Here is a 22,991-nt window from a genome sequence, read left to right on the forward strand (position 1 = left end):
CAATTCCGGGATCACTGTGTTATAATGATAAAATCCTATGAAAAGGGGGGATCGTATGCAGATGCAGCCTTTGGCCGACGCCATTCGGCCCCAGACGCTGGACGAGGTGGCGGGACAGAAGCATCTTTTGGGGCAAGGCGCTATGCTTCGCCGAATTATTGAAAGCGGCACCGCTACGAACCTCATCTTTTACGGACCCTCCGGCACGGGCAAGACCACGGTGGCGGGTATCATCGCAAAGCGGACCAACAAGACCCTCTACCATCTCAACGCCACCACCGCCTCCCTGCAGGATGTGAAAAATATCATGGCGGATGTGGGGACCATGGTGGCGCCCAACGGGGCTCTGCTGTACCTGGACGAGATACAGTATTTTAACAAAAAGCAGCAGCAGAGCCTGCTGGAGTATATGGAAAACGGCAAGATCACCCTGGTGGCCTCCACCACGGAAAACCCGTATTTTTATGTGTACAATGCCCTGCTCTCCCGGAGCACGGTATTTGAGTTTAAACCCTTGACGGCGGAGGAGGCCGTGCCTGCGGTGGTGCGGGCCCTGGGCATTGTGCAGCAGCAGAGCGCGCTGCCCCTTTCCTGGGAGGAGGAGGTGCCTCTGACCATCGCCACCGGCTGCGGCGGAGATGTGCGCAAGGCCGTGAACGCCGTGGAGCTGCTGAGCCGGGCGGCAAAGCCCGTGGATGGAAAGCTTCTACTGACAAGGGAAGATGCTTTACAGGTTGCGCAGCACAGCGCTATGCGCTACGACCGGGCGGGGGACGACCACTATGATCTGCTCTCGGCCCTGCAAAAGTCCATCCGCGGCTCTGACCCGGATGCGGCGGTGTATTATCTGGGGCGGCTGCTGGTGGCGGGAGACCTTTTATCCCCGTGCAGGCGGCTGCTGGTCATCGCCTCCGAGGACATCGGCCTGGCCTATCCCCAGGCTATGGCCATTACCAAGGCCTGCGTGGACGCTGCGGTGCAGCTGGGACTGCCTGAGGCGCGGCTTCCTCTAGCAGAGGCGGCGGTGCTGCTGGCCACGGCGCCCAAATCCAATTCGTCCCACAACGCCATCATTGCCGCCATGCAGGACATTGAAAAGGGGAGGGTGGGGGATATCCCTCGGCACCTGAAAAATGTTCATGCCGACAGCGCCGGCAGCGAGAGGCCCCAGGCGTACAAGTACCCGCATGTATATCCCAAGCACTATGTAAAGCAAAGATACTTGCCGGAGAGCCTGGGGGACACCACCTATTATGAATACGCCGACAACAAGACCGAGCAGGCGGCTAAGCACTACTGGGATCTTATAAAGGGCGGGGGAGAATGAGATGGATCTGAAGATAAACGATAAGGTGGAGCTGAAAAAGACCCACCCCTGCGGCAGCAAGGAGTGGCTGGTGCTGCGCATCGGCATGGACATCAAGCTCCGCTGCCTGGGCTGCGGCCATGAGATCATGGCTCCCCGGCGGAAGGTGGAGAAGAGTATTCGCAAAATTATTACGGAGGAGGAAAACGCATGAGACCCAAGTGGACGAGATATGTGGCCATGGGCATTGCCCTGCTGCTGGCGGTGGTGATGCTGCTGGCACTGGTGGTTCCGTATATCGGGCTATAAAGAGACTGTCGAAAAACCCTTTGGGTTTTTCCGACAAAAGGCTCGCAGTCTGCTGCGCGCATAATTTGTGCGCCGTAGGCGCACAAATTCCACACTTGCAGCCTGAGGAGTATTTTCTCTCACGCACATGTCGCGAGAGAAAATGATTTGAATTCTTTGCCGCCTGCGGGCGGCAAACTCTGCGAGGCTTTTTTGACACGCTGTATAAGTTTAGTTGCGGAGGCAACGAAATTGTGGTATACTGACAAATATATTCAGCGAATATGGACCGAAAGGAGAGCTATTTGCATATGAACGACACGGTTAAGGACATTCTCCGGCGGGTGGACCACACCCTTTTGAGCCAGGGGGCTACCTGGGAGGAGATCCGCGCCATCTGCGACGATGGCATGAAGTACGGCTGCGCCAGCGTGTGCATCCCGGCCAGCTATGTGCGCAGGGCGGCGGAGTATGTGGACGGAAAGATCGCCATTTGCACCGTTATCGGCTTCCCCAATGGGTACAGTACTACCGCTACCAAGTGCTTTGAGACGGAGGACGCGGTGAAAAACGGCGCCTCGGAAATTGACATGGTCATCAACATCGGCTGGGTGAAGGACAGGCTGTATGACAAGGTCCTGGAGGAAATCAAGGCGGTGAAGGCGGCCTGCGGCGGAAAGCTGCTGAAGGTCATCATTGAGACCTGTCTGCTTACGGATGAGGAAAAGAAAGAAATGTGCCGGGTGGTTTCCGACTCTGGAGCGGAGTATATCAAGACCTCCACCGGCTTCGGCGGGGGTGGTGCTACCCGGGAGGATGTGGCGCTGTTTAAGGCCAATGTGGCACCCCATGTGAAAATCAAGGCCGCCGGCGGCATTGCCAATCTGCAGGACGCCGAGGACTTCGTGGCCCTGGGCGCCGACCGCCTGGGCACCAGCCGCATCGTGAAGGCCGTGAAGGCTATGGAAAAATAACAGGAGGATATTACTATGTCTACCCCCCACAATAATGCCAACAAGGGCGATTTCGCAAAAACCGTTCTCATGCCCGGTGATCCCCTGCGGGCGAAGTTTATTGCCGAGACCTTTCTGACGGAGCCGAAGCTGGTGAACAATGTTCGCGGCGTGCAGGGCTACACCGGCACCTACAAGGGCGTGCCTGTGTCCGTGATGGCCAGCGGCATGGGTATGCCGTCCATCGGTATTTATGCCTATGAGCTGTATACCCAGTACGATGTGGAGAACATCATTCGTGTGGGCTCCGCCGGGGCCATGCGCGCGGACCTGGAGCTGGGCAGCGTGGTGGCCGGTCAGGGCGCCTGCACCAATTCCAATTTTGCCGACCAATATGAGCTGGGCGGCACCTACGCCCCCATCTGCGACTTTGGCCTGCTGACGGCTGCCGTGGAGTCGGCTAAGGAGCTGGGCGTGAAGATGCCCGTGGGCAATCTCTACTCCTCCGACACCTTCTACGACGCCGCCGGGCGCAATATGCGCTTTAGCAAGATGGGCGTTATGGCCGTGGAGATGGAGGCCGCCGCCCTGTACTGCACCGCCGCCTACACCGGCAAGCGCGCTCTGGCGATCTGCTCCATTTCCGACAACCTGGTCAACGGCACCGAGCTCTCCGCCGACGAGCGTCAGACCAATTTCACCAATATGATGAAAATTGCTCTTGAGGTTGCGGTCAAGATGGAAAATAAATAACCCAAAAAGCGAAAAAAGCAGCCCTTTGTGCAGTCTGCACACAGAAAGGGTTGCTTTTTTGCGCCGAAATTGTAAATTGGGTCTTGCATTTCAGGGGATTAACTGATAGAATAGGCACAAGCATGGTAGAAATACCATGCAAATCTATCCGCTCTCACAGGCGGAAAAAATGAAGAAAGGTAGATTTGACATGAAAAAGTTTCTTGCTCTGCTTCTTGCTCTTGTCATGACCCTGTCTCTGGTTGCCTGCGGCAACAAGGACGACAATGGCGGCAAAACCGGTGACTACAAAGTCGCCATGATTACTGACTACGGTGATATCACGGACCAGTCCTTCAACCAGACCACCTATGAGGCCTGCAAGGCTTTCGCTGAGAAGAACAAAGTTCCCTTTGAGTACTTCAAGCCCAACGGCGACAACACCGCTGACCGTGTGGCTATGATTGAGAATGCTATCGAAAAGGGCTACAATGTTATCGTGATGCCCGGCTATGCCTTCGGCGGCGCCATTGTTGAGGCGGCTCCTCAATTCCCCGATGTAAAGTTCATCGCGCTGGATGTGGCTAAGGGCGACCTGCTGGAGGCCGGTGTGGCTGCCAAGGGTGAGAAGTATGACTACACCCCCGACAACTGGGATCTGAGTAAGTATGTGGACATGAGCAATGTTTACTGCGCCATCTACTCTGAGGAGCTGTGCGGTTACATGGCCGGTTACGCTGCTGTGAAGCTGGGCTACAAGAACCTGGGCTTCCTGGGCGGTATGGCTGTTCCTGCGGTGGTTCGTTATGGCTATGGCTTCGTACAGGGTGTGAATGCTGCTGCTGCTGACATGAGCCTGACCGATGTCAAGGTCAACTATGTCTATGGTGGTAAGTTCTCCGGTGATGCCGACATCACCGCTGTGATGGACACTTGGTATAATAATGGCACTGAGGTCGTATTTGCCTGCGGCGGCGGTATCTTCACTTCCGCTGTTGATGCTGCCAAGAAGGTCAACGGCGCTAAGGTCATTGGCGTCGATGTGGACCAGGCTGGGGTCATTGCCAGCTATGCTGCCGGTGAGGGCGCTGATCAGGCTACCATCGATGGTTATAAGGCTCTGACTGTTACCTCCGCTATGAAGGGTCTGTATCCCGCTACCTTCGACACCCTGACTGATGTCATCGTGAACGGCAAGTGGGATAACTACAAGGGCAAGATCGTGACTCTGGGCCTGGTGTCCGCGGACGATCCCACTCTGAACTATGTCCAGATCCCCATGGAGAGCACCCAGTGGAAAGACGGTGCTTTCACGAAGGACGATTACAAGACCATGGTGAAGGCTATGTTCGACGGAACTGTGAAGGTCAGTAATGACACCAGCAAGGCTGCCAAAGACTTTGCTACCGTTATTACTGTGGACGACCAGGGTCAAATCAAGTAAGGGATTGCTTTCAATACAAGATACTTAAAAGAAAGGCCGCCGAAGCGGTCTTTCTTTTTGTACGCAGAGCAAATAGTATAGGGAGGTCGTGCGCGGGGTAAATGCAAGGACACCTTACGGAGTGAATCGAAGATACTTGAGAGATGGGGATCTATCATGCGAGGTGGCTCTCTTGGGTGGCTTCAGTGGAAAAGAATATAATTCATAGAAAGACTGCAAATTTCAATAAATAGTCTTTGCTTTATGAAGAAAAGTATAGTATACTAATAATATCTATTGTGGTTTCCGTCCCCGTACTATGAAAAAACGGCGGGCCATAAAAACGGAAGGGAGGGCGAAAACTTGGACAGACCGTATGCAATCGAGATGGTGCACATCACAAAGCGGTTTCCTGGTATCATCGCTAACGACGATATCACGCTTCAATTAAAGAAGGGTGAGATCCACGCCCTGCTGGGCGAGAACGGCGCAGGTAAATCTACGCTAATGAGTGTGCTTTTCGGCCTGTATCAGGCGGAGGAGGGTATCATCAAAAAAGACGGCGTGGAGGTATCCATCAAGGATCCCAACGACGCCAACGCCCTGGGCATTGGCATGGTACACCAGCACTTTAAGCTAGTGGAGTGTTTCACGGTGCTGGACAACATCATTATGGGCGTGGAGCCCACGAAAATGGGCTTTTTGCAGAAGAAAGAGGCTCGGGCAAGGGTCATGGAGCTCAGCGAGCGCTATGGCCTGAAAATCGACCCCGATGCGCTGATCGAGGACATCACTGTGGGTATGCAGCAGCGCACCGAGATCCTGAAAATGCTATACCGGGATAACGAGATCCTTATTTTCGATGAGCCTACCGCCGTGCTGACGCCCCAGGAGATTGATGAGCTTATGGAGATTATGCGGAATCTGGCGGCAGAGGGTAAGTCCATCCTCTTCATTTCCCACAAGCTCAACGAGATTATGGCTGTGTCTGACCGTTGTACCGTGCTGCGCAAGGGTAAGTATATCGGCACCGTGGAGACCAAGGACACCAGCGTGGAGCAGCTCAGTGCCATGATGGTGGGCCACGATGTGAATTTCCATGTGCAGAAAAAGCCTGCCCAGCCCGGCGAAGTGGTGCTGAATGTGGAGCACATGACTGTGGCCAGCAAGATGCACAAGAAAAACGCCGTGCGCGATGTGAGCTTCAAGGTGCGCAAGGGCGAGATCGTGTGCATTGCCGGTATAGACGGTAATGGCCAGACGGAGTTGGTGTACGGTCTCACGGGTCTGGAGCCTGTGGCAGGTGGCAAGGTGACCATGTGTGGCACCGACATCACGAAAATGCCTATTCGCAAGCGGAATATCCTGGGTATGTCCCACATTCCCGAGGATCGTCACAAGCATGGCCTGGTGCTGGATTATTCCCTGGAGGACAACCTGGTGCTGGAGCGGTACTTTGAGCCGGAATTCACCAGCAGGGCGGGCTTCCTGCGGCGGGATAACATCCGTAAATACGCAGAGAACCTCATTGACGAATACGATATCCGCAGCGGCCAGGGGCCCATTACCATGGCCCGGAGTATGTCCGGCGGCAACCAGCAGAAGGCCATCGTGGCCCGGGAGATTGACAAGGATCCCGAGCTGCTGGTAGCTGTGCAGCCCACCCGCGGCCTGGATGTGGGCGCTATCGAAAATGTTCACAAGGAGCTGGTGGCCCAGCGCGACGCCGGAAAGGCCGTGCTGCTGGTGTCTCTGGAGCTGGACGAGGTGATGGATGTGCCTGACCGTATCCTGGTGATGTACGAGGGCGAGATTGTGGGCGAGCTGGATCCTAAGGCTACCACCCAGGAGGAGTTGGGCCTGTACATGGCCGGCGCCAAGAGAGACGAGGTGAAGGAATGAAAAAGAACATTCTGAAAAACGACGGCGTACAGTCTCTGCTGGCGTCGCTGATCTGCATACTCTTGGGCCTGCTTATCGGCTTTATCGTGCTGCTGTTCATCAATCCCAGCGGCGCGGGTGAGGCGATCACGGCCGTTATCAAAAACTTCCTCAACTACAGCAAGGCCGCGACTCAAGCCAAGTACCTGGGCAACACCCTGGTGAAGACCGCACCGTTGCTGATGTGCGCACTGTCCATCCTGTTTGCCTACAAGGTGGGCCTGTTCAACATCGGCGCGGCGGGCCAGTACTGCGCGGGCGTGGCGCTGAGCCTGTACGCCGCCCTGGCCTGGGGGTGGGGCTGGCTGCCGTGTATGCTGCTGGCGATGCTGGGCGGCATGGTGCTGGGCGCCATCTCCGGTTTGCTGAAGTCCTACTGCAATGTGAACGAGGTCATATCAGGCATCATGCTCAACTGGATCGTTTTGTATCTGACAAACATGCTGCTGACCAATGTGAAGGAGGCCACCAGCCCGTATACCTTTGTGCTGGCGCACAAGAACCCCTCGGCCATCCTGCCTTCTCTGGGCATAGGCAGCCTGTTTAACAATAATGGCTATGTGGGTTTGGCCCTGCCACTGTCCGTGCTGGCGGCGGTGGCGGTGTGGGTCGTGCTGGAAAAGACCCGCTTTGGCTACGAGCTGCGGGCCACCGGCAACAACAAGAACGCCGCCAAATACTGCGGTATGGCCGAGAAGAGAAACATCATCCTCACCCTGGTCATCTCCGGCGCACTGGCCGGTCTGGGTGCGGCTATGCTGTACCTCACCGGTTACGAACAGTGGCAGTGTTCTACCTCCTCCGTGCCTGGCATGGGATTTAACGGTATCGCGGCGGCTTTCCTGGGCGGACTGAATCCCTTCGGGACCATTTTGGCCTCCTTCTTCATCCAGCATATCACCGCCGGCGGCGCGTATGTGGACAAGAGTATGTACTGTGTACAGATTTCCGACCTGATCTCCTCGCTGATCATTTATCTGTGCGGCTTTGTGCTGTTTATTAAGTACGCCATGAATGTGGGCATCCGCAAGCGGGAGGAAAAGGCTACGCTGAAGGAAAAGGAGCAGAGCGAAACGCCGCCTGCTGATGCAAACACCGGGAAAGGAGGCGATCAGTAATGGTGCTGCTGCTGCAATATACACTGACTTTCGCTTCCGTGCTGATCCTGGTGGCACTGGGCGGCTGCTTCTCGGAACATTCGGGCGTTATCAACCTGGGCCTGGAGGGCGTGATGATTATGGGTGCCCTGGGCGGCGCACTGGCTATGCGCTATATGCCCACAAACTCCACGCCCATTGCAATGCTGCTGGTGGTGCTGCTGGCGGCGGCCCTAGTGGGCTTGATTTACTCTAGCCTGCTGGCCGTGGCCTGCATCAACTTTAAGGCAGACCAAACCATTGTGGGTACGGCGTTGAATATGCTGGGCCTTGCTGGGGCTACCGTCATCGTGAAGGCCATCAATACGGCGGCCAATCCTGATGATGTGTCCTCTACCATCCAGTTCGCCGGTGCTAAGAGATCGTTTTTGGTGAACATCGGCTCGTTCGAATTTAGCTGGTTTATGCTGGTGACGCTGATTCTGCTGATTGTGTCCTATGTCCTGCTGTATAAGACCCGGTTTGGTCTGCGGCTCATGGCTTGCGGCGAGCACCCTCAGGCGGCTAACTCCGTGGGCATTAGCGTGTACAAGATGCGCTGGGCCGGTGTGCTCATTTCGGGCGTGCTGGGCGGTCTGGGCGGTATCGTGTTTATCACCGCGGGCGTGTCCGAGTGGCGGTTTGAGTACGGCGTGGCAGGCTTCGGGTTCCTGTCTTTGGCCGTTATGATCTTCGGCCAGTGGAAGCCTACACGCATTGCCCTAGCAGCGCTGCTGTTCGGCATGTTCCGGGCACTGTCCAATGTGTACACGGGCTTTGACTTCCTCAGAGTGCTGAACATCCCCAGCCAGGTGTACAACATGATGCCCTACATCATCTCCCTGGTGGTGCTGGCCTTCACATCCAAGAAGTCCCGGGCACCGAAGGCAGAGGGTATTCCTTACGACAAGGGTCAGCGGTAAGTCTAAGCCCATTCTCGCATAAAATCCAAGGCTGGCAGGTTATTGACCCGTCAGCCTTGGATTATTTATGGAATTTATGGAATAAAGCGTTTATTATGGGCCGGGAGCCCCATAGCTTCGGCGCAAATGGGAAGCGGGACGCTCTATCAGAGTGCGGTTCCTTTTTGGGGCACGAAAAAACGGCTCATATCTGCGCCCTCCAGACGGAGAAGCTGCATCTTGCGGTCTATGCCGCCGGCATACCCGGTGAGGCTGCCGCCGGTGCCCACCACTCGATGGCAGGGAATGAGCAGGGAAATGGGGTTGTGCCCCACCGCGCCGCCCACGGCTTGGGCGGATACCTTTTCCCGACCTTGCTGCCGGGCCAGCTCCCGGGCAATCTGCCCGTAGGTCATGGTCCGGCCGTAGGGAATGGTAAGCATGATGTCGCACACAGCCTTGCGAAAGGGTGTGGAATCATAGCGCAGGGGCGGGAGAAAGCCGGGGCCTTTACCGGAAAAATAAATATCCAGCCAGCGCCGTGCATCCTGCAGCAGAGGATGCGACTTCGCCTCTGTGTGCATCGGGAGGGTGCTGCCGAAATACTTTTGACCGCTAAACCACAGACCGATGATGGCATTGTCATCGCAGGCCAGGATGATGCCCCCCAGCGGAGAAGCATATTCCACGGTATAGACCATAAAAATATCCCCCTTGTGATTATATGATGTATTTTAACATGAGGGCTGCGGAAAAACAATCCAAATTGTTTATGGAATATTTGAAATTAGGACTTTACAAACGGCGTTTGAATTGGTATAATTCATTTGTTGACAAGATGTATATGCGCCCGTAGCTCAGTTGGATAGAGCGTTAGACTCCGACATGTAAGGCGTGTCCTCTTGAGATGTGGTGCAAACCCTTGCGGCGACTGCGTTTGTGGGAAGCGCAGAGAAAGAAAGTGTAGTCGTTGACTACTATTTGACTACTATTCCCGTAGAGTACAATCAAATATGTGCCCGTAGCTCAGTTGGATAGAGCGTTGGACTCCGACTCCAAAGGCCGCTGGTTCGAATCCAGTCGGGCATACCAAATGAATTAACTCCGTTTTTCGAACATTTTTTTCGAAAAACGGAGTTCTTCTTATCCGCAAAGCCTTGATCTATCAGGGCTTTTTTTGATGATTGGAGGCATGCACAGCAAAAATCCTTAAAATGCGGAATGATTATGTTTACGCAAGGGCGCTATTTGAATACGGTTTTCGTTCGTCATTTTGCCAAGGCCAGCGCATTCATGGCGCTGCGCAGGTGGATGCGCATGGCAGCTTCCGCGCCGAAAGCATCTCTCTTGCCGAGAAAATCCATCAGCAGCGCGTGGTCCCGCAGGGTGATGTCCGACAGCAACTCCTGGTGCTCATTGAGCATGATGGTCTCAGACACAGCGCTGTGGATGATGGGCAAAAGTTGAAGCATAAAGCGGTTGTGGGAGGCCACAGCAATGCGCTGATGGAATTCTTGGTCGGCAGAAGTGCGGTCGGCGTGGAGCCGTATTTGCTCCTCTACCAGCTTTCCTGCTTCCATGATGGCGCCCAGTTCCTCGTCCGTGGCGCGCTGGCAGGCCATAGCTGCCAACTGTGGCTCAAACAGGAGACGGGCCTCGAATAGATCCTTCACACGGCTGCGGTTCAGATCCAATTCGTCCAAGCCGAAGCTGATAAAGCTCTCCATGCTTTCGGATACGAAGGTGCCCTTGCCACGATAGACCTCCAACACGCCCTGCGAGCAAAGCACCTTGATAGCCTCCCGCAGGGTGGAACGGCTGATACCCAGCCTATCCGAGAGGGTGTTTTCTCCTGGCAGCTTGTCACCGGGGCGGAACTCCTGTGTGTCCGCGATCATCTTATATAAGCTGTCCGCCACTTGATGGGGCAGGTCTTTTCTCATCATAGTGCGATCCTCCTATAGTTTCTCATGCTCCAGTATACGGATTTTCACTGCAAAAAGCAAGTCAAACTTGTGTGAATAGTATACAAGTTTGCGGCTAATATTTCAGCGGATGCGACAAACTTCTGGAAAGGGGGCAGATCACCGTTGACAAATGGTGCAGAAGTTATTATAGTTTACTTGTCCAACAAGCAAACAAATAAATATACATCGAGAGGTGAAAACCACAATGATAAGTGATCAAATCAAGACGGGCGTTGACCGCGCGCCCCATCGGTCGCTGCTGTACGCGCTGGGGCTGACGGAGGAGGAGCTATCCCGCCCACTGATTGCGGTGGTGTCCGCCCAGAGCGACATCATCCCGGGACATGTTCATTTGGACAAGATCGCAGAGGCGGTGAAGGCCGGTGTCTACGCGGCTGGCGGTACGCCGGTGGTGGTGCCCGCTATCGGCGTGTGCGACGGTATCGTCATGGGCCACAAGGGCATGCACTACTCCTTGGCCTCCCGTGAACTTATCGCAGATTCAGTGGAGACACTGCTGACCGCCCATTGCTTCGACGGCGCGGTGCTGATCCCCAACTGCGACAAGATCGTGCCCGGTATGCTGATGGGAGCCATCCGCGTGAACATCCCTGCGCTGGTATGCTCCGGAGGCCCCATGCTGGCGGGTCATGTCGGCGGAAAGAAGACCAGCTTGTCCCAGATGTTCGAGGCAGTGGGCGCCTATCAGGCGGGCAAGCTGGACGATGCGGGCCTTCGGAAGTGTGAGCAGTCCTCCTGCCCCTCCTGCGGTTCCTGTTCCGGCATGTTCACGGCCAACTCCATGAACTGTCTGTGCGAAGCGCTGGGCATGGCGCTGCCGGGCAACGGCAGTATCCCCGCTCCCGTCTCCGCCCGCATCCAGTTCGCCAAGCACTCCGGCATGAAGGTCATGGAGCTGGTGGAGAAAAACATCCGTCCCCGGGACATCGTAACGGCAGAAGCGTTTCATAATGCCATCACCGTAGATATGGCGCTGGGCTGTTCCACCAACACATCCCTGCATATCCCTGCCATCGCCCACGAGGCGGGGCTGACTATCGATCTGAAGCAGTTCAATGAAATCAGCGAGAAAACTCCCAACCTGTGCCATTTGGCACCGGCGGGCGAACACTTCATGGAGGAACTGGACGAGGCCGGCGGCGTGTCCGCCGTCATGAAGGAGCTGGCGGACGCGGGGCTGTTGCACACGGAGCTGCCTACCGTCACCGGCTATACCGTGGGGGAAAATATCGCCCACGCGGACAACCGCGATCCCGAGGTCATCCGCCCGCTGGACAAGCCCTATTCCGCCACCGGCGGCCTGGCGTTCCTGTTTGGTAATATCGCCCGCAATGGCTGTGTTGTAAAGCGCAGTGCCGTGGCGCCGGAGATGCGGGTACATAGCTGCACCGCCCGTGTGTTCGAGGGCGAGGAAGCAGCGGTGAAGGCCATCTTCGGCGGCGAGATCCGGAAGGGCGACATTGTGGTCATCCTGTACGAGGGTCCCAAGGGCGGTCCGGGCATGCGTGAGATGCTGGTGCCCACCTCGGCTTTGGCCGGTATGGGACTGGACAAGGACGTGGCGCTTATCACGGATGGCCGATTTTCCGGTGCGTCCCGGGGCGCGTCTATCGGCCATGTGTCCCCCGAAGCGGCAGCCGGTGGCGAGATCGGATTGCTGCGGGACGGCGACATTATCGACATCGACATGGACAAGTACACCATCAACGCCCGCGTCACCGATGAGGAGTTCGCCTGCCGCAGAGCGGAGCAGAAGCCCCACGAGAGCTGGGTAAAAAATGGCTGGCTGGCCCGTTATCAGAGAATGGTATCTTCCGCCGACGAAGGCGCTGTGTTAAAATAAGGAAAAGAGAGAGGCGATACGTATGAAAAAACATATCCCTACCATAGCAGCTCTGCTGATGATGTTCGTATTTGGTTACGTTTGCCCTACATGGTCCACGGTGACGCCGGTCGGCCTGAAGGTGCTGGGTGCGTTTATTGGCTGGCTGATCCTGGTCATAGCCGGAAAGGGTATGGTCATCGCGTCCTGCCTGGCGTTTTTTGCATTCGCGCTCAGCGGGTATCAGACTCCGGCGGAGCTGCTGGCGGCAGGCTTTGGCAGCACAGGTCTTCTGCAGTTCCTCTATGCCTTCCTGCTGACGGGCGCTTTTACCCGCAGCGGCGCAGGCGAGGTCATTGTGAGGTGGGCGCTGTCCCGCAAGGCTTTGAACGGAAGGCCGATGCTGTTCATGCTGGTATGGTGGACGGCCATGACCATTCTGGGTGCGCTGACCACCAATGTGGTGGCCTGCATGATGCTGGGCTTCTCCCTGATCGCCAGCATCGCCAAGGTAGTGGGCTATGATATCAAGGACAGCTGGTGCCGCTTCATGATCGCGGGTACGGTGCTGGTAGGCGGAACGGCCGGTGTGCTGATCCCGTTTCAGGGTGTGCCTACCATGTCCCTTACTGTTTTTGATAAGTATGCCGAGCAGACGGGGCTGCTGGTGGATCGCGGTGCCTATGTAACAGCCGTTGTCATGAGCAGTGTACTGTTGATCCTGTGCTTTACTTTCCTGGCCCGGAAGGTTCTGCGGTTGGATGTAACACCGTTGAAGCGGCTGAATGTAGCTGATATTGTGGAGGGCCATACGGTCAAGCTCAGCCGCAAGCAGGTGATCATCACTGTGATTATGCTGGTATCCTATCTGTACCCTGTGTTCCTGATGCCGCTGGATAAGGCTTCCGCCGCCTATACGCTGCTGAATGACCGCATTGGCCAGACCATGTTCATGGGTCTGGCGGTGGCAGCTCTGGCGCTGATCGGCGAAAAGGGTGAGCCTTACTACGATCTGGAGAAAAACATCGGCAGCGACGTTATGTGGGGTGCTATCGCCGCCTATGCGCTGGTGACGGTGGCCGCTGGTGCGGTGGCCTCCGACGCAGCAGGTATCAAGGACTGGCTGCTGTTGATCCTGACGGACGCAGTATCCAGCATGCCCTTGGCGCTGGTGATTCTGTTCTTCGCACTGGTCTCCACATTCCTGACACAGGTCTTTTCCAATATGGCAACCATTATTATCGTCAGCTCCATCATCGCACCTATGATGACCATCTTCGCAGCCAAGGGCTTCAATGTGTCCGTGATCCCGGCTTTCATCCTACAGGGCGGTATGAGCGCGATTGCCACCGCCGGCGGTTCCGGCTTTGCTGCTATGATGTTGGCGCAGCCCTCCTTTAAGGGTGACGGCGCCGCGTGGGCGCTGAAGAAAGGATCTATTATGCTGCTGATGCTGGTGGCCTGTACATTCGTGACCACCATGGTGCTGGGATATATCTTTTGAGTAACGGAGGTATGGTATGGCTACTGATATTCGCGCCATCAAAGCGCTGAACGACTTTCCCGAGACGCCCTATGAGAAGGCTGCGTCTCAAAATGTGTTGGAGTTCCGCTGGATCCACGGACAGTGCTTCCAGTTCCGTCTGCCTGACGGAAAGGTCCTGATGACGGATCCGTTTCTGCCCCAGAACCCGAAAGCGTGGCGGCGGGAGGATACGCCGGTACTGGATTTGAACGAACTGGGGCCGGTAGACTATGTGACCATCAACCATTCCCACTTTGACCACACCTCTGACTTGCCCGCGGTGTTCAAAGAGAACAGTCCTATCGTGATCTGCGACCGTATTTTTGCCCGCGAGCTGTCTGCCGCTTATCAAGTGCCGGAGTATAACATCTGGCCCATCGTACCGGGAATGACCTACCAGTTCGACAGCTTCCGCCTGGACACCGTGGCCGGAAAGCACAACGATATCGGCGGCCCCTGTGATCTGGAGGGCGCACGGTTCATTGATCCGGAAAATGCCATGGTGGGCCCACTCAACAGCTACGGATGTCTGTTCAACACCAGCTTCCTGTTCACCCTGACCAACCACTACCGTATCGGCTTTGCCGCCGGTGTGGATGTAAAGGGTATGGCGGAGGCTTGGAAAGGCATCGGAATCGACCTGCTGCTGCGCCAGCGCCTGGTGTACGCCAAACCGGAGGAGTACGCCGAGGACTGTAAACTGCTGGGCGGTCAGTTGATCGTACCCATGCACCATGACGCGGCCTTCGACTGGAACGCGGATATGAACGCCTATGCGCTGGATGTGAACGGTCTCTTGCGGCAGGATGGCGTTCCCATGGCCATGTTCAATCCCCAGCGCCTGAAGTGGTATAAAGTGCAGACCAGTATTTGCGCTGAAGCAATGCTATAGCCGTACATGGCGTCTCCTCCTATTGCAATAAATTTGGACAGAAAAGCCGGACAGCCAGTCCGGCTTTCTTTCCACCTTTGGCAGCCAACACACATGCTACAACTCGGCGCACAAAGCTGCTGTTATTATTTCGATGCTGATTATATTCATATCTCCAGCATCCCCTGCAAGCCCGCGCTGGCGGCCTTTTTGTTCTTGTCGAAGGCGTGGGTGTAGATGTCCAGCGTGGTGGAGGGCTGGCTGTGGCCGAGGATGCCTGCCACCGTGGCCACATCCGTGCCGCCCGCGATCATCAGACTGGCGGCGGTGTGCCGGAGGGAATGGACGTTCAGCTCCTGCGGCAGGCCGTTCTTCTTGAGGATCAGCTTGAAGCGGTAGGTGAAGGTGGTGGGCGTCATGGGCAGCTGCGATCCCTGCCGCCGAAACAGGAAGTCATCGGCGGTCAGCTCCCGCTGGTCATAGGTTTCGGTGACGTATGCACATTCCTGCCGGTACTCCCGCAGGAGACTTTCCATCTCGGCGGAGAAGTACACATAGCGGTTGCCTGCGCGGGTCTTGGGTTCTTTGACAAAGATTTCTTCGTCCGTCACCTTGACCGCGTTGCGGCAGATGTGGATGGAACGCTGCTCCCAATCAATGTCGCACCACTTCAATCCGCAGCACTCGCCCCGCCGCATACCCGTGGCGATGATGAGCTTGAAGTAGGTTTCGTACTTGATGCTCTCGCCCTCCAGCGCGGCAATGATCTTCTGCGCCGTTTCCTCGTCCGCAATCTTCTTTTCGCACTTTCGCCCAGCGTAGCGGTAGGTGCGCCAAGCCGGATTATGCGAAAGAAAGCCACCCTCCACGGCATCAGAGAGGATGCTGCACAGCGTTGCGTGCACGCCCTCAATGGTGTACTCGGAGAGTGGCTTTTTTGTGTCGGGACGGATGACTTTTCGCAGTTCGGCGTAGAAATTCCGGAAGTGCTCCGGCCGTAGCTCGGTGAGCTTGTAGTGACCCAGCGCCGGGAGGATACGCTCGATGTCCTGCCGGTCGCGGCGGATGGTGGACTTCGCCAGCTTGCCGGGCGCGATGTCTGTCAGCCACAGGTCGATGTATTTTGCCAGCGTGAGCTGCTGGACGGGCTGCGGCGTGTGGCGGCATTCCCGCTCAAAGAGGACTGCCTGCTCGTTGAGCCACTTTTCTACCTGCCTGGGTGTCAGTTCCTCCGGCGGGTGGACGGTTTTCTGCCGGGGGTTGATGCGCTTGCCGTTGTAGTCATAGCCCATGGAGACCACGATGAGATAGCTGCTGCCGCGCTTGCGTATGCTTGCCATAAAAATGACCTCTCTTTCATTTATCCTCAGTACAGTTGAGGCTTATTTTGCAAGCACAACATACCGCAAGCGCGGCGGTAAAGCTATCACAATTTTCTTGGAAAAATGTATTTCTACGAAAGCAACAATCATGCGCTGTGCTGCTTCGGAGAACAGGCGGCGGCGAGATTGAAGATCTGCTCGCCGTCCGGACGGAGCATGGTGCGCATGGAGTCAGCCGCCTGCTCCTTCTGCGCCTGCTGGGGGTGGCAGTAGGTACGCTCCAGAAAGCCGGTGTCCGCATGACCTACGAGGTCTGCCACCGTCTGCTTGTCCACGCCGCAGTGCAGAAGCGAGGTCACGAAATAGTGCCGTAGGGTGTGGAGGTGGTACTCCCGCGGAAAGCCGATGGCGGCATAGATCTTCCGCAGCCGCTTGGTGAAGGTGTCCGGGTGGATGAGCTGCCCCTGCTCGTCGGTGAAGAGGTAGGGACTGAGCCTGCGGCGCTGCTTGTCCGCCTCCATCTGCTTGCGGCGCTTGTAGGCGAGGAGGATGCCCCGCAGGTCAGAGGAGAGGTAGACTTCGCGGCTCTTGCCGTTTTTGGTGCTGCCCTCCACGATGCCCTTGCCGGGAACGCTGCTGCGGGAGCGGCTGACGGTGAGCAGCAGACCATTTTGCGTGCCGGTGAAGTCCGACCATTGCAGAGCGCTCAGCTCGCCCCGGCGGCAGCCGGTGTACATGGAGAGCAGATAAAACAGACGGTAGTGTCGCGGCTCCTTTGCCAGCGCGTCCAGCAGCTTTTCCACCTCGCCTCGCGTGGGAATGCGCTGCACCGTGCGCTGCGGTGTGGGCAGGTCTAACATCCGCGCGGGATTCTTTTCGATAATCTCATTGCGCTTGGCGTCGCTGAGTACGGCGGAGACCACAGAGAGGTATCGCTGCGCGGTGGATTCGTTGATGCGCTTTCCGTGGTGCTTGCGCTTGCGCAGCTCGGAGAGCATATTTTCCAGTGCCATCGGTCGGAGCTTATTGAGGCGGATGCCGCCGATCATGGGATACACCACCTCCAGCATCTGCCGGTATGTAGCGATGGTGCTGGGGGCATATTTCGTCTGCCGCTTCAGCCAGCGGGAGGCGAATTCCTCAAAGGTCATCTCGCCATCCTCGGCGTAGCCGGTCTTGAAGCTGCGCTCCAGTTCCTCGGCGGCGTGGGCGACATACTGCCCGATGCCGCGCTTGGGAACGCTGGGCGGGACTTGGATGGTCTTCGCCTTGCTGATTTTTTTGCCGTCAGGCCGGTAGCCGTTGCTGACGGTGATCTTATACCGTCGCTCGTCCAATTTTTTGATGCTTGCCATTTTTAGAACCCTCCCATGGTTTGCTGCTGTTTTTCTTGCACAGCCTGCTCATCCAATTTTTCTTTTACCGCCAGAGCCGCGCCTGCGGCGAAGCCGACCACAGCGCCGAAGTTCTCGGCGGCGATCTTCGCCTCCATGCGCCGCAGTTTTTCCTCGGCGTCCTCATCCTCGTCCATCAATGTCCCCACGGCAGCCAGTCCGGCCACGGCAGGGATCAGAGGAACAGGCCGCGGATCGCCGCCGCGCCATACCAGCCCGCCAGTGCCGCCGTACCGAGGATCAGCACCAGCATGATCCACTTGAGAGCCACCAGCAGGCTGAAGTCCGGCAGCCACCGAATCCATTTGCAGGAATACTTCTCGCTCAGGTTCCCAACCCGTTCCAGCAGCTTGCTCATCTCCGTCAGCGATCTCTGCATCTCTGCCAGAGACTTCTGCACCGGCGTCAGGTCGATGCGCGTTTTCAGCTCCGGCAGGATATTCCGAATTTCCTCCAGCTCCCAGTTTATTCCGTCCGCCTGCTTTGCCAGCTTGTTTATCGTCTGCGGCAGATTGCACTGGATCACAATAGGTTGGATCGTCTGCGGCGGTGTATTTGTCGATGCGCTGTTCGGCTGATTCATCCGTTTCAATTCCTCCATCGGTTTCCTCTGCTCGTAATTCTCTCTTGATGAGTTCTGCGCGTATTCTGAATTCATGCTCCATGGCCTCCTTGCAATACTTTTCCTCGTGTAGTTTGCCGTCGCGGCACCTCATGCCGTCCGGCGTGGTGTAGGTGATGTACTTGCGGGTGTCCTCCCAGCGCACCGCGTAGCCCTCGGACGCCATCAGGGAAACGAAGGTATCCTTGTCGGCGGCGTATTTCATGCACTCATCAATGGTGTTCATGAGCCGCAGTTTCCAGCTTTGGCCTTTCAGCGCCGTGTGATATTCCGCGCCGCCCATGCCGCGGGCCTGCTGCGTTGGTGCGTCAAAGACCGGCAGACCCATCTCCTGGCAGATCGCATCATTACGCCGCATCAACTCTTGCAGTTGTTCCTTCGCCATGTGCAGCTTCTTGCCGGTCTCGAAGTTAACGGAGTTGATGATGCAGTGGGAGTGGATGTGCTCCCGGTCTACATGGGTGCAGACCAGCACCTCGCAGCCGTCGAAGTATTCCGCCATCCGCCGCGCGGCTTCGTGGGCCTGCTGTGGATCGACAGCCGCGCCTTTTGGGAAGCTCTGCACCATGTGATAGAACATCACGCCGCCGTCCTTGTGGTAGAGCAGTTTCGTGTTCAGGAAATCGTCGTAGACGCTTTGCGCTTGGCAGTTGATGCCGCTGACGAGCGGCGCGCCCTCCCATGTGGTTTTCATCTCCTGCATGACGTAGAGCATCACGCCGCGCATGGCGGCGCGGGACTGTGTGCCCCGCTTGTAGTTCACGAAATGTACGATGGCCATACGGCTCACCGCCCTTCCATGACTGACCGCAGCGCGGCGCTGACCTCGGACAACTCACCGGCAGTTTTTTCCAGACCGATGACCTGCACCTTGCCCATGTTGGCGAGGACGGTGAGGCGGTTGATGTTGCTGCCGATGCCCTTGAGCTGGCGGAGCAGTTCCTTCTGCTCATCGATGACGATGATCCGCTTGCCGAGACAGCAGGCGGTGACATAATCGCTCATGGACATGTGAGCTTTCGCCGCCAACGCCCTGATCTTCTCACGGTCAGCGGACGCCATGCGCGTGCTGAATTTGATATCTTTTTTCATGTTTTTCTCCAATCGTAGCTAAAAGTGGGTCCGGGCTTCTGCCCGGAATTTGGGTGCAGGGCTTTGCCCGCCCTGAGTGTTTGGCAGGGCAGCGGCTTCGCCGCAGACCAGACAAATGCGATGCTGGCCGTCGCCGCCACCTGAGTGGGCGACGATTCTTGCGTCCCGCGCCGTGTGCGGTAAACAGCTCTCAGCGGGTACACACGCCACCCCATCCCCTAACCGCGCACACAGCGGCTCACACGCCGAAACACGGCGGGTTATCAGGGTCGATGGTGACGATGTTTCCGGTAGCGGGATCATCGACACCATCGACCCTTTTCAGGCAGATCAGACGGTCGCCGTTGCTCTTGCGGAAGGACACCGTAATGCCGTTTCTCCTTAGAGCGTCAACGCTTTTACGGATTCGGTGGGAGAAGCTGTTGGGGGTCAGTCCCTCCGTACCGGCAGGGTCGATCTTTTCCAACAGCGTCTTGGCAGGGGCGCTGATCTCCGGCTGCTGGCACAGCAATTCAGAGAGAAGAAAAAGAATCCGCTCGTTGGGTTGCTCCGCCTGTTCACAGTTATCTGACAGCAGTTTCCAGACATGATCCTCGCCATCGAACTCCAGTGCCAGTTCCCGGTAGGGGATGTCCCGCCCGGTGCAGTAGAGCGTGGCGGTGTTCTCTCTGCGCTTGCTCTTGCGGAGGACGAAGTTGCTGTCGGTGGCACCGCTGAGTCCGGTGGTGCCGGAGATCATGTTCATGGGATCATCGTCATTCATCTTCCGCAGATGATGCACCAGCAGGATGGCGATGCGGTGCTTGTCCGCCAGCGCTTTCAGAACGCCGATGTCCCGGTAGTCGCTGGCATACGGGTTTGCGTCATTGCCCGCGGTGCGGATGCGCTGGAGCGTGTCGATGACGATGAGCCTGGTCTTCGGATGCTCCTTCAAAAATTGCTCGATCTGTTCCACCAGCCCGTTGTGGAGCCGCTGGGACATGACGGCGAAGTGCAGCGTGGGCGGAGCGTCCTCCGTGAGATCGAAGAGGCGGCTCTGGATACGCTGAAAGCTGTCCTCCAGACAGAGGTACAGCACTTCGCATGGGCGCGTGGCGAACGTCCAGAGCGGCTTGCCCTGCGCGGCGCAGAGACACAGCCACAGCGCCAGCCACGATTTGCCGATCTTCGGCGCGCCTGCCAGCAGGTGCAGTCCTTGCGGAAGCAGATCGTCGACCACGAAGGAGACCGGTTCGTAAGCGGTGCTTTGCAGCGTGTCCGCGTCAATGGTTTGCAGTCGTTTGATTTGTGACATAAAAAAACCTCCGGATAAAAAGATAAGGGCAGAGACCTCGCTGCAGTCGAGGCTCTAACCCTTTCACTTGATTATTCTGTATTTTTTGATAGAATGAGAATAACGCGGGACAGTTGCAAAACGGATATGGGACAGGGGGGCAATGCTATGCCGCTGGGAATACAGCAGAACAACGATTTCACGCAGTTCACAATGGATGTCTGGAATGACAAGATCTTTTATCAGGAGAAGGAGTTCCCGGCGGGATTTATGGCTGCGTCCGTTTTGAACATTTCCGAAGAAAAACTGCCGGAGCTGATACAGGCCGGCGGCGCACCAACCTTCCTGTTCCCGGTGGTGGTACAGGGCAGCGATGAGGAAGCCGCGGCGGTATTCCCGCAGCTGCGGGAACGGATATTGTACCTGACTGAGCTTCTTTGGAAGTATCCGCCCTTTTGCTATAATGACTATGAGAAGGAAATGCGCCGGATCAATATCCTGTTTGATGAGAGCGCACTCCCCCAAATACGGACGCCCGATTCGGAGTTCCAGACAGAGTTCCTGAGATTCTGCATTGGGATCATACGCATCCCGATCGCCATGTACCACTTCTATGCAGCGGGGCGGTTCTTTGAGCTGGATTATCTGCGCCGTCTGAAAAAACGGAACGAAACACATTTCGCCGTGGCCGCGCATGACTGCTTCAACAGTGAGCAGTTTTGGGATGAGATGCGAAGTTTACAGAGCTTGGATATGGAGCCATTCACGGTTTATCCGGAGCTGTCCTCCACCTATGTGTTTGCCCGCAGTCCTAAAAACGAAAAAGAAATGGTGTTTGTAGAACGGGTGATTTTTCCACGCCTGACCGATTTCTACACCTATGACCTGATGAACGGATTGCACCACGGCCACGCGCCCAGCCAGTGCCAAGGCTGCGGAAGATACTTTCTGACCACCAACGGTCATATTCCAAAGTACTGCGATGGCGTCGCACCGCAGGACAATCGCTATACCTGCCGGCAGTACGGCGCGATGATGCACCAGAAGGAGCAGAACAAGCAGCACCCGGCCTACCGCCTGTTCACCACCCGCACCGACACCATCCGCAAGCATCACCAGAGAGGGAAGATCTCCGATGACCTGCGGCGGGAGGCACTGTATCTGGCGGGGAGCTACCGGGACAAGGCACTGATGGACAACGACTATGCCGCTGACGGATACGCGCGGGACATGGAATTGGAACACATTTACGCGGAGGCAGAGAATCGGCTGAAATGAGGAAGGGGGCGTTCCTGTGACGAAAAATATGTACACCGTTGCCGGGGACGGCCCCTGCAATGAAGAGCTGGCTTTGCGAATACAAGCCGGAGACAAAAACGCCGCGGAGCGGCTTATCTCACAAAACGAGGGATACCTCACCGGACTGGCACGGGCGTACACGCCGTGGTGTGAGACGGAGGACTTGAAGCAGGAGGCGGCGCTGGCGCTGCTGGACGCGGCAGGGCGCTTTGATCCCGCCTACGGAACAAAGCTGCTGACCTATGCGACACCCGCGATAGAAGCGGCGCTGTCCGACTACGCCGCACAGCATTTTTCCTCTCTGTCCATTCCCATCAGCCGGTGCAACCAACTGCGCAGGGTGGCATACCTCTGCGCCGAGGGATGGGACTCATCTGATGCTGAGTTGGTCAAGGTGGTGTGCGGAGAACTGAATGTATCTGCCAAGGTAGCTGGGGCATTGATAAAAGAATACCGGACGCTGTGCGGCGCGCGGCAGTTGGGCGACGATGTGTTCTCCATCAGCTGCGGCGGCGATCCTGCCGTTGCCTATGACCGCCTCATGCGCCGGACGCTGCTGATGCAGCGGATGGAGCAAGTGTTGACGCCCAGGGAGTTGAATCTGGTGCGGAGTTATCTGGGCATCGGTCAGCCGGACGAGGTTGGCATGACCTTTCAGGAGCTGGCGATCTATCTCAACTACAACGGCCCCAGCGGAGCGGAGAAGGCATACAAGGCCGCGCTGCGGAAGTTGAAAAAGGACTTGTACGGTGGGGCTTACGGCCGGTGGCTCTCCGTTCAGAAGGCTATCCGCACTGCCAAAGCGGAGGCGGAACAGGCCGCGGGGCATGGCGCAACGCCGCAGAGAACATGGTGGGGCGAAAAAGAGCTGATGGCGCGGTTTATCTGCGAGGTCGTTTCGCTGATCCGTGTTCATGAGATTTTCAGTGACGCATTGGAGCATATTGCTGCAAAAATTTTTGAGGAGTCTTGAAAATTGTACGTTTTCAAGACTCCTCAAGATCATTCCAGCTCAAATGCGCCGGTATAAAGCTGATAATACCGATATCTTTTGTGGGGGTTGCAAAGCGCACCCAAGTTGAGCGAGATGGACACAACATGG

Annotated in this window: 20 protein-coding genes and 1 tRNA gene; 14 read left to right on the forward strand and 7 right to left on the reverse strand. The window is 56.7% G+C overall.

Annotated features, from left to right (window positions below; translation table 11 throughout):
• Window positions 1–55: 55 nt before the first annotated feature.
• The 8 genes from KI236_RS02235 (at window position 56) to KI236_RS02270 (ending at window position 8,702) form a co-directional block, all read left to right on the forward strand.
• Entirely contained in the window at window positions 56–1,327 is a 1,272-nt protein-coding gene (locus tag KI236_RS02235) for a replication-associated recombination protein A (protein ID WP_212818910.1), read from the forward strand.
• Window position 1,328: 1 nt separating this feature from the next.
• The gene (locus tag KI236_RS02240; RefSeq protein WP_212818911.1) at window positions 1,329–1,520 is read left to right on the forward strand and encodes a DUF951 domain-containing protein; all 192 of its coding nucleotides are present in this window, start codon (window positions 1,329–1,331) and stop codon (window positions 1,518–1,520) included.
• A gap of 385 nt (window positions 1,521–1,905) precedes the next feature.
• On the forward strand, window positions 1,906–2,568 hold the full coding sequence (gene deoC / locus KI236_RS02245; RefSeq protein WP_212818913.1) for a deoxyribose-phosphate aldolase: 663 nt from the start codon (window positions 1,906–1,908) through the stop codon (window positions 2,566–2,568).
• A gap of 15 nt (window positions 2,569–2,583) precedes the next feature.
• The gene (gene deoD / locus KI236_RS02250) at window positions 2,584–3,300 is read left to right on the forward strand and encodes a purine-nucleoside phosphorylase (protein WP_212818914.1); all 717 of its coding nucleotides are present in this window, start codon (window positions 2,584–2,586) and stop codon (window positions 3,298–3,300) included.
• Between the two features lie 190 nt (window positions 3,301–3,490).
• A complete protein-coding gene (locus tag KI236_RS02255; RefSeq protein ID WP_212818916.1) occupies window positions 3,491–4,723 on the forward strand; it encodes a BMP family lipoprotein in 1,233 nt (410 codons plus the stop codon).
• Between the two features lie 366 nt (window positions 4,724–5,089).
• Window positions 5,090–6,604 (forward strand): ABC transporter ATP-binding protein, encoded by a 1,515-nt coding sequence (locus KI236_RS02260; RefSeq protein ID WP_212820592.1) that lies wholly within the window; start codon window positions 5,090–5,092, stop codon window positions 6,602–6,604.
• Window positions 6,601–7,761, forward strand: coding sequence for an ABC transporter permease (locus KI236_RS02265; protein ID WP_212818917.1), 1,161 nt, complete (start codon window positions 6,601–6,603; stop codon window positions 7,759–7,761). Before KI236_RS02260 ends, KI236_RS02265 begins: the two co-directional genes overlap by 4 nt.
• A complete protein-coding gene (locus KI236_RS02270; protein ID WP_212818919.1) occupies window positions 7,761–8,702 on the forward strand; it encodes an ABC transporter permease in 942 nt (313 codons plus the stop codon). Before KI236_RS02265 ends, KI236_RS02270 begins: the two co-directional genes overlap by 1 nt.
• 146 nt (window positions 8,703–8,848) lie before the next feature.
• Here the strand turns inward: KI236_RS02270 and KI236_RS02275 are convergent, their stop codons facing one another.
• On the reverse strand, window positions 8,849–9,382 hold the full coding sequence (locus KI236_RS02275; protein ID WP_212818921.1) for a methylated-DNA--[protein]-cysteine S-methyltransferase: 534 nt from the start codon (window positions 9,380–9,382) through the stop codon (window positions 8,849–8,851).
• A gap of 314 nt (window positions 9,383–9,696) precedes the next feature.
• Here KI236_RS02275 and KI236_RS02280 point away from each other — a divergent pair.
• Window positions 9,697–9,773, forward strand: a tRNA-Arg gene (locus KI236_RS02280).
• Between the two features lie 176 nt (window positions 9,774–9,949).
• On the opposite strand, the gene KI236_RS02285 is transcribed toward KI236_RS02280, so the two are convergent.
• Window positions 9,950–10,627, reverse strand: coding sequence for a FadR/GntR family transcriptional regulator (locus KI236_RS02285; RefSeq protein ID WP_212818923.1), 678 nt, complete (start codon window positions 10,625–10,627; stop codon window positions 9,950–9,952).
• A gap of 226 nt (window positions 10,628–10,853) precedes the next feature.
• Between KI236_RS02285 and ilvD the strand changes: the two genes are divergently transcribed.
• Genes ilvD through KI236_RS02300 form a run of 3 tightly spaced genes read left to right on the forward strand, consistent with a single transcriptional unit; the run spans window position 10,854 to window position 14,908 of the window.
• Window positions 10,854–12,512, forward strand: coding sequence for a dihydroxy-acid dehydratase (gene ilvD / locus KI236_RS02290; protein ID WP_212818924.1), 1,659 nt, complete (start codon window positions 10,854–10,856; stop codon window positions 12,510–12,512).
• Between the two features lie 22 nt (window positions 12,513–12,534).
• Complete coding sequence (locus KI236_RS02295) at window positions 12,535–13,995, forward strand: SLC13 family permease (protein WP_212818926.1); 1,461 nt, start codon at window positions 12,535–12,537, stop codon at window positions 13,993–13,995.
• A gap of 16 nt (window positions 13,996–14,011) precedes the next feature.
• Window positions 14,012–14,908, forward strand: coding sequence for an MBL fold metallo-hydrolase (locus KI236_RS02300; protein WP_212818928.1), 897 nt, complete (start codon window positions 14,012–14,014; stop codon window positions 14,906–14,908).
• A 146-nt stretch (window positions 14,909–15,054) separates the two neighbouring features.
• On the opposite strand, the gene KI236_RS02305 is transcribed toward KI236_RS02300, so the two are convergent.
• The 5 genes from KI236_RS02305 to KI236_RS02325 form a co-directional block, all read right to left on the reverse strand.
• A complete protein-coding gene (locus KI236_RS02305) occupies window positions 15,055–16,227 on the reverse strand; it encodes a tyrosine-type recombinase/integrase (protein ID WP_212818930.1) in 1,173 nt (390 codons plus the stop codon).
• 128 nt (window positions 16,228–16,355) lie between these two features.
• Window positions 16,356–17,564: a tyrosine-type recombinase/integrase gene (locus KI236_RS02310; protein ID WP_212818932.1), complete on the reverse strand. Its 1,209-nt coding sequence runs from the start codon at window positions 17,562–17,564 to the stop codon at window positions 16,356–16,358.
• A gap of 2 nt (window positions 17,565–17,566) precedes the next feature.
• Complete coding sequence (locus KI236_RS02315) at window positions 17,567–19,006, reverse strand: relaxase/mobilization nuclease domain-containing protein (RefSeq protein WP_212818934.1); 1,440 nt, start codon at window positions 19,004–19,006, stop codon at window positions 17,567–17,569.
• A 5-nt stretch (window positions 19,007–19,011) separates the two neighbouring features.
• The gene (locus tag KI236_RS02320) at window positions 19,012–19,317 is read right to left on the reverse strand and encodes a MobC family plasmid mobilization relaxosome protein (RefSeq protein ID WP_212818936.1); all 306 of its coding nucleotides are present in this window, start codon (window positions 19,315–19,317) and stop codon (window positions 19,012–19,014) included.
• 238 nt (window positions 19,318–19,555) lie between these two features.
• Entirely contained in the window at window positions 19,556–20,611 is a 1,056-nt protein-coding gene (locus KI236_RS02325) for an AAA family ATPase (protein WP_212818938.1), read from the reverse strand.
• 147 nt (window positions 20,612–20,758) lie between these two features.
• Here KI236_RS02325 and KI236_RS02330 point away from each other — a divergent pair, with 147 nt between their 5' ends.
• Together KI236_RS02330 and KI236_RS02335 are read left to right on the forward strand one after the other, a co-directional pair.
• Entirely contained in the window at window positions 20,759–21,868 is a 1,110-nt protein-coding gene (locus KI236_RS02330) for a DUF6076 domain-containing protein (RefSeq protein WP_212818940.1), read from the forward strand.
• 16 nt (window positions 21,869–21,884) lie between these two features.
• Window positions 21,885–22,862 (forward strand): sigma factor, encoded by a 978-nt coding sequence (locus KI236_RS02335; protein WP_212818942.1) that lies wholly within the window; start codon window positions 21,885–21,887, stop codon window positions 22,860–22,862.
• The last annotated feature ends 129 nt before the right edge of the window (window positions 22,863–22,991 follow it).

Origin of the sequence: Vescimonas fastidiosa (assembly GCF_018326305.1) — a bacterium.
In the GTDB taxonomy this organism is placed as follows: Bacteria; Bacillota; Clostridia; order Oscillospirales; family Oscillospiraceae; genus Vescimonas; species Vescimonas fastidiosa.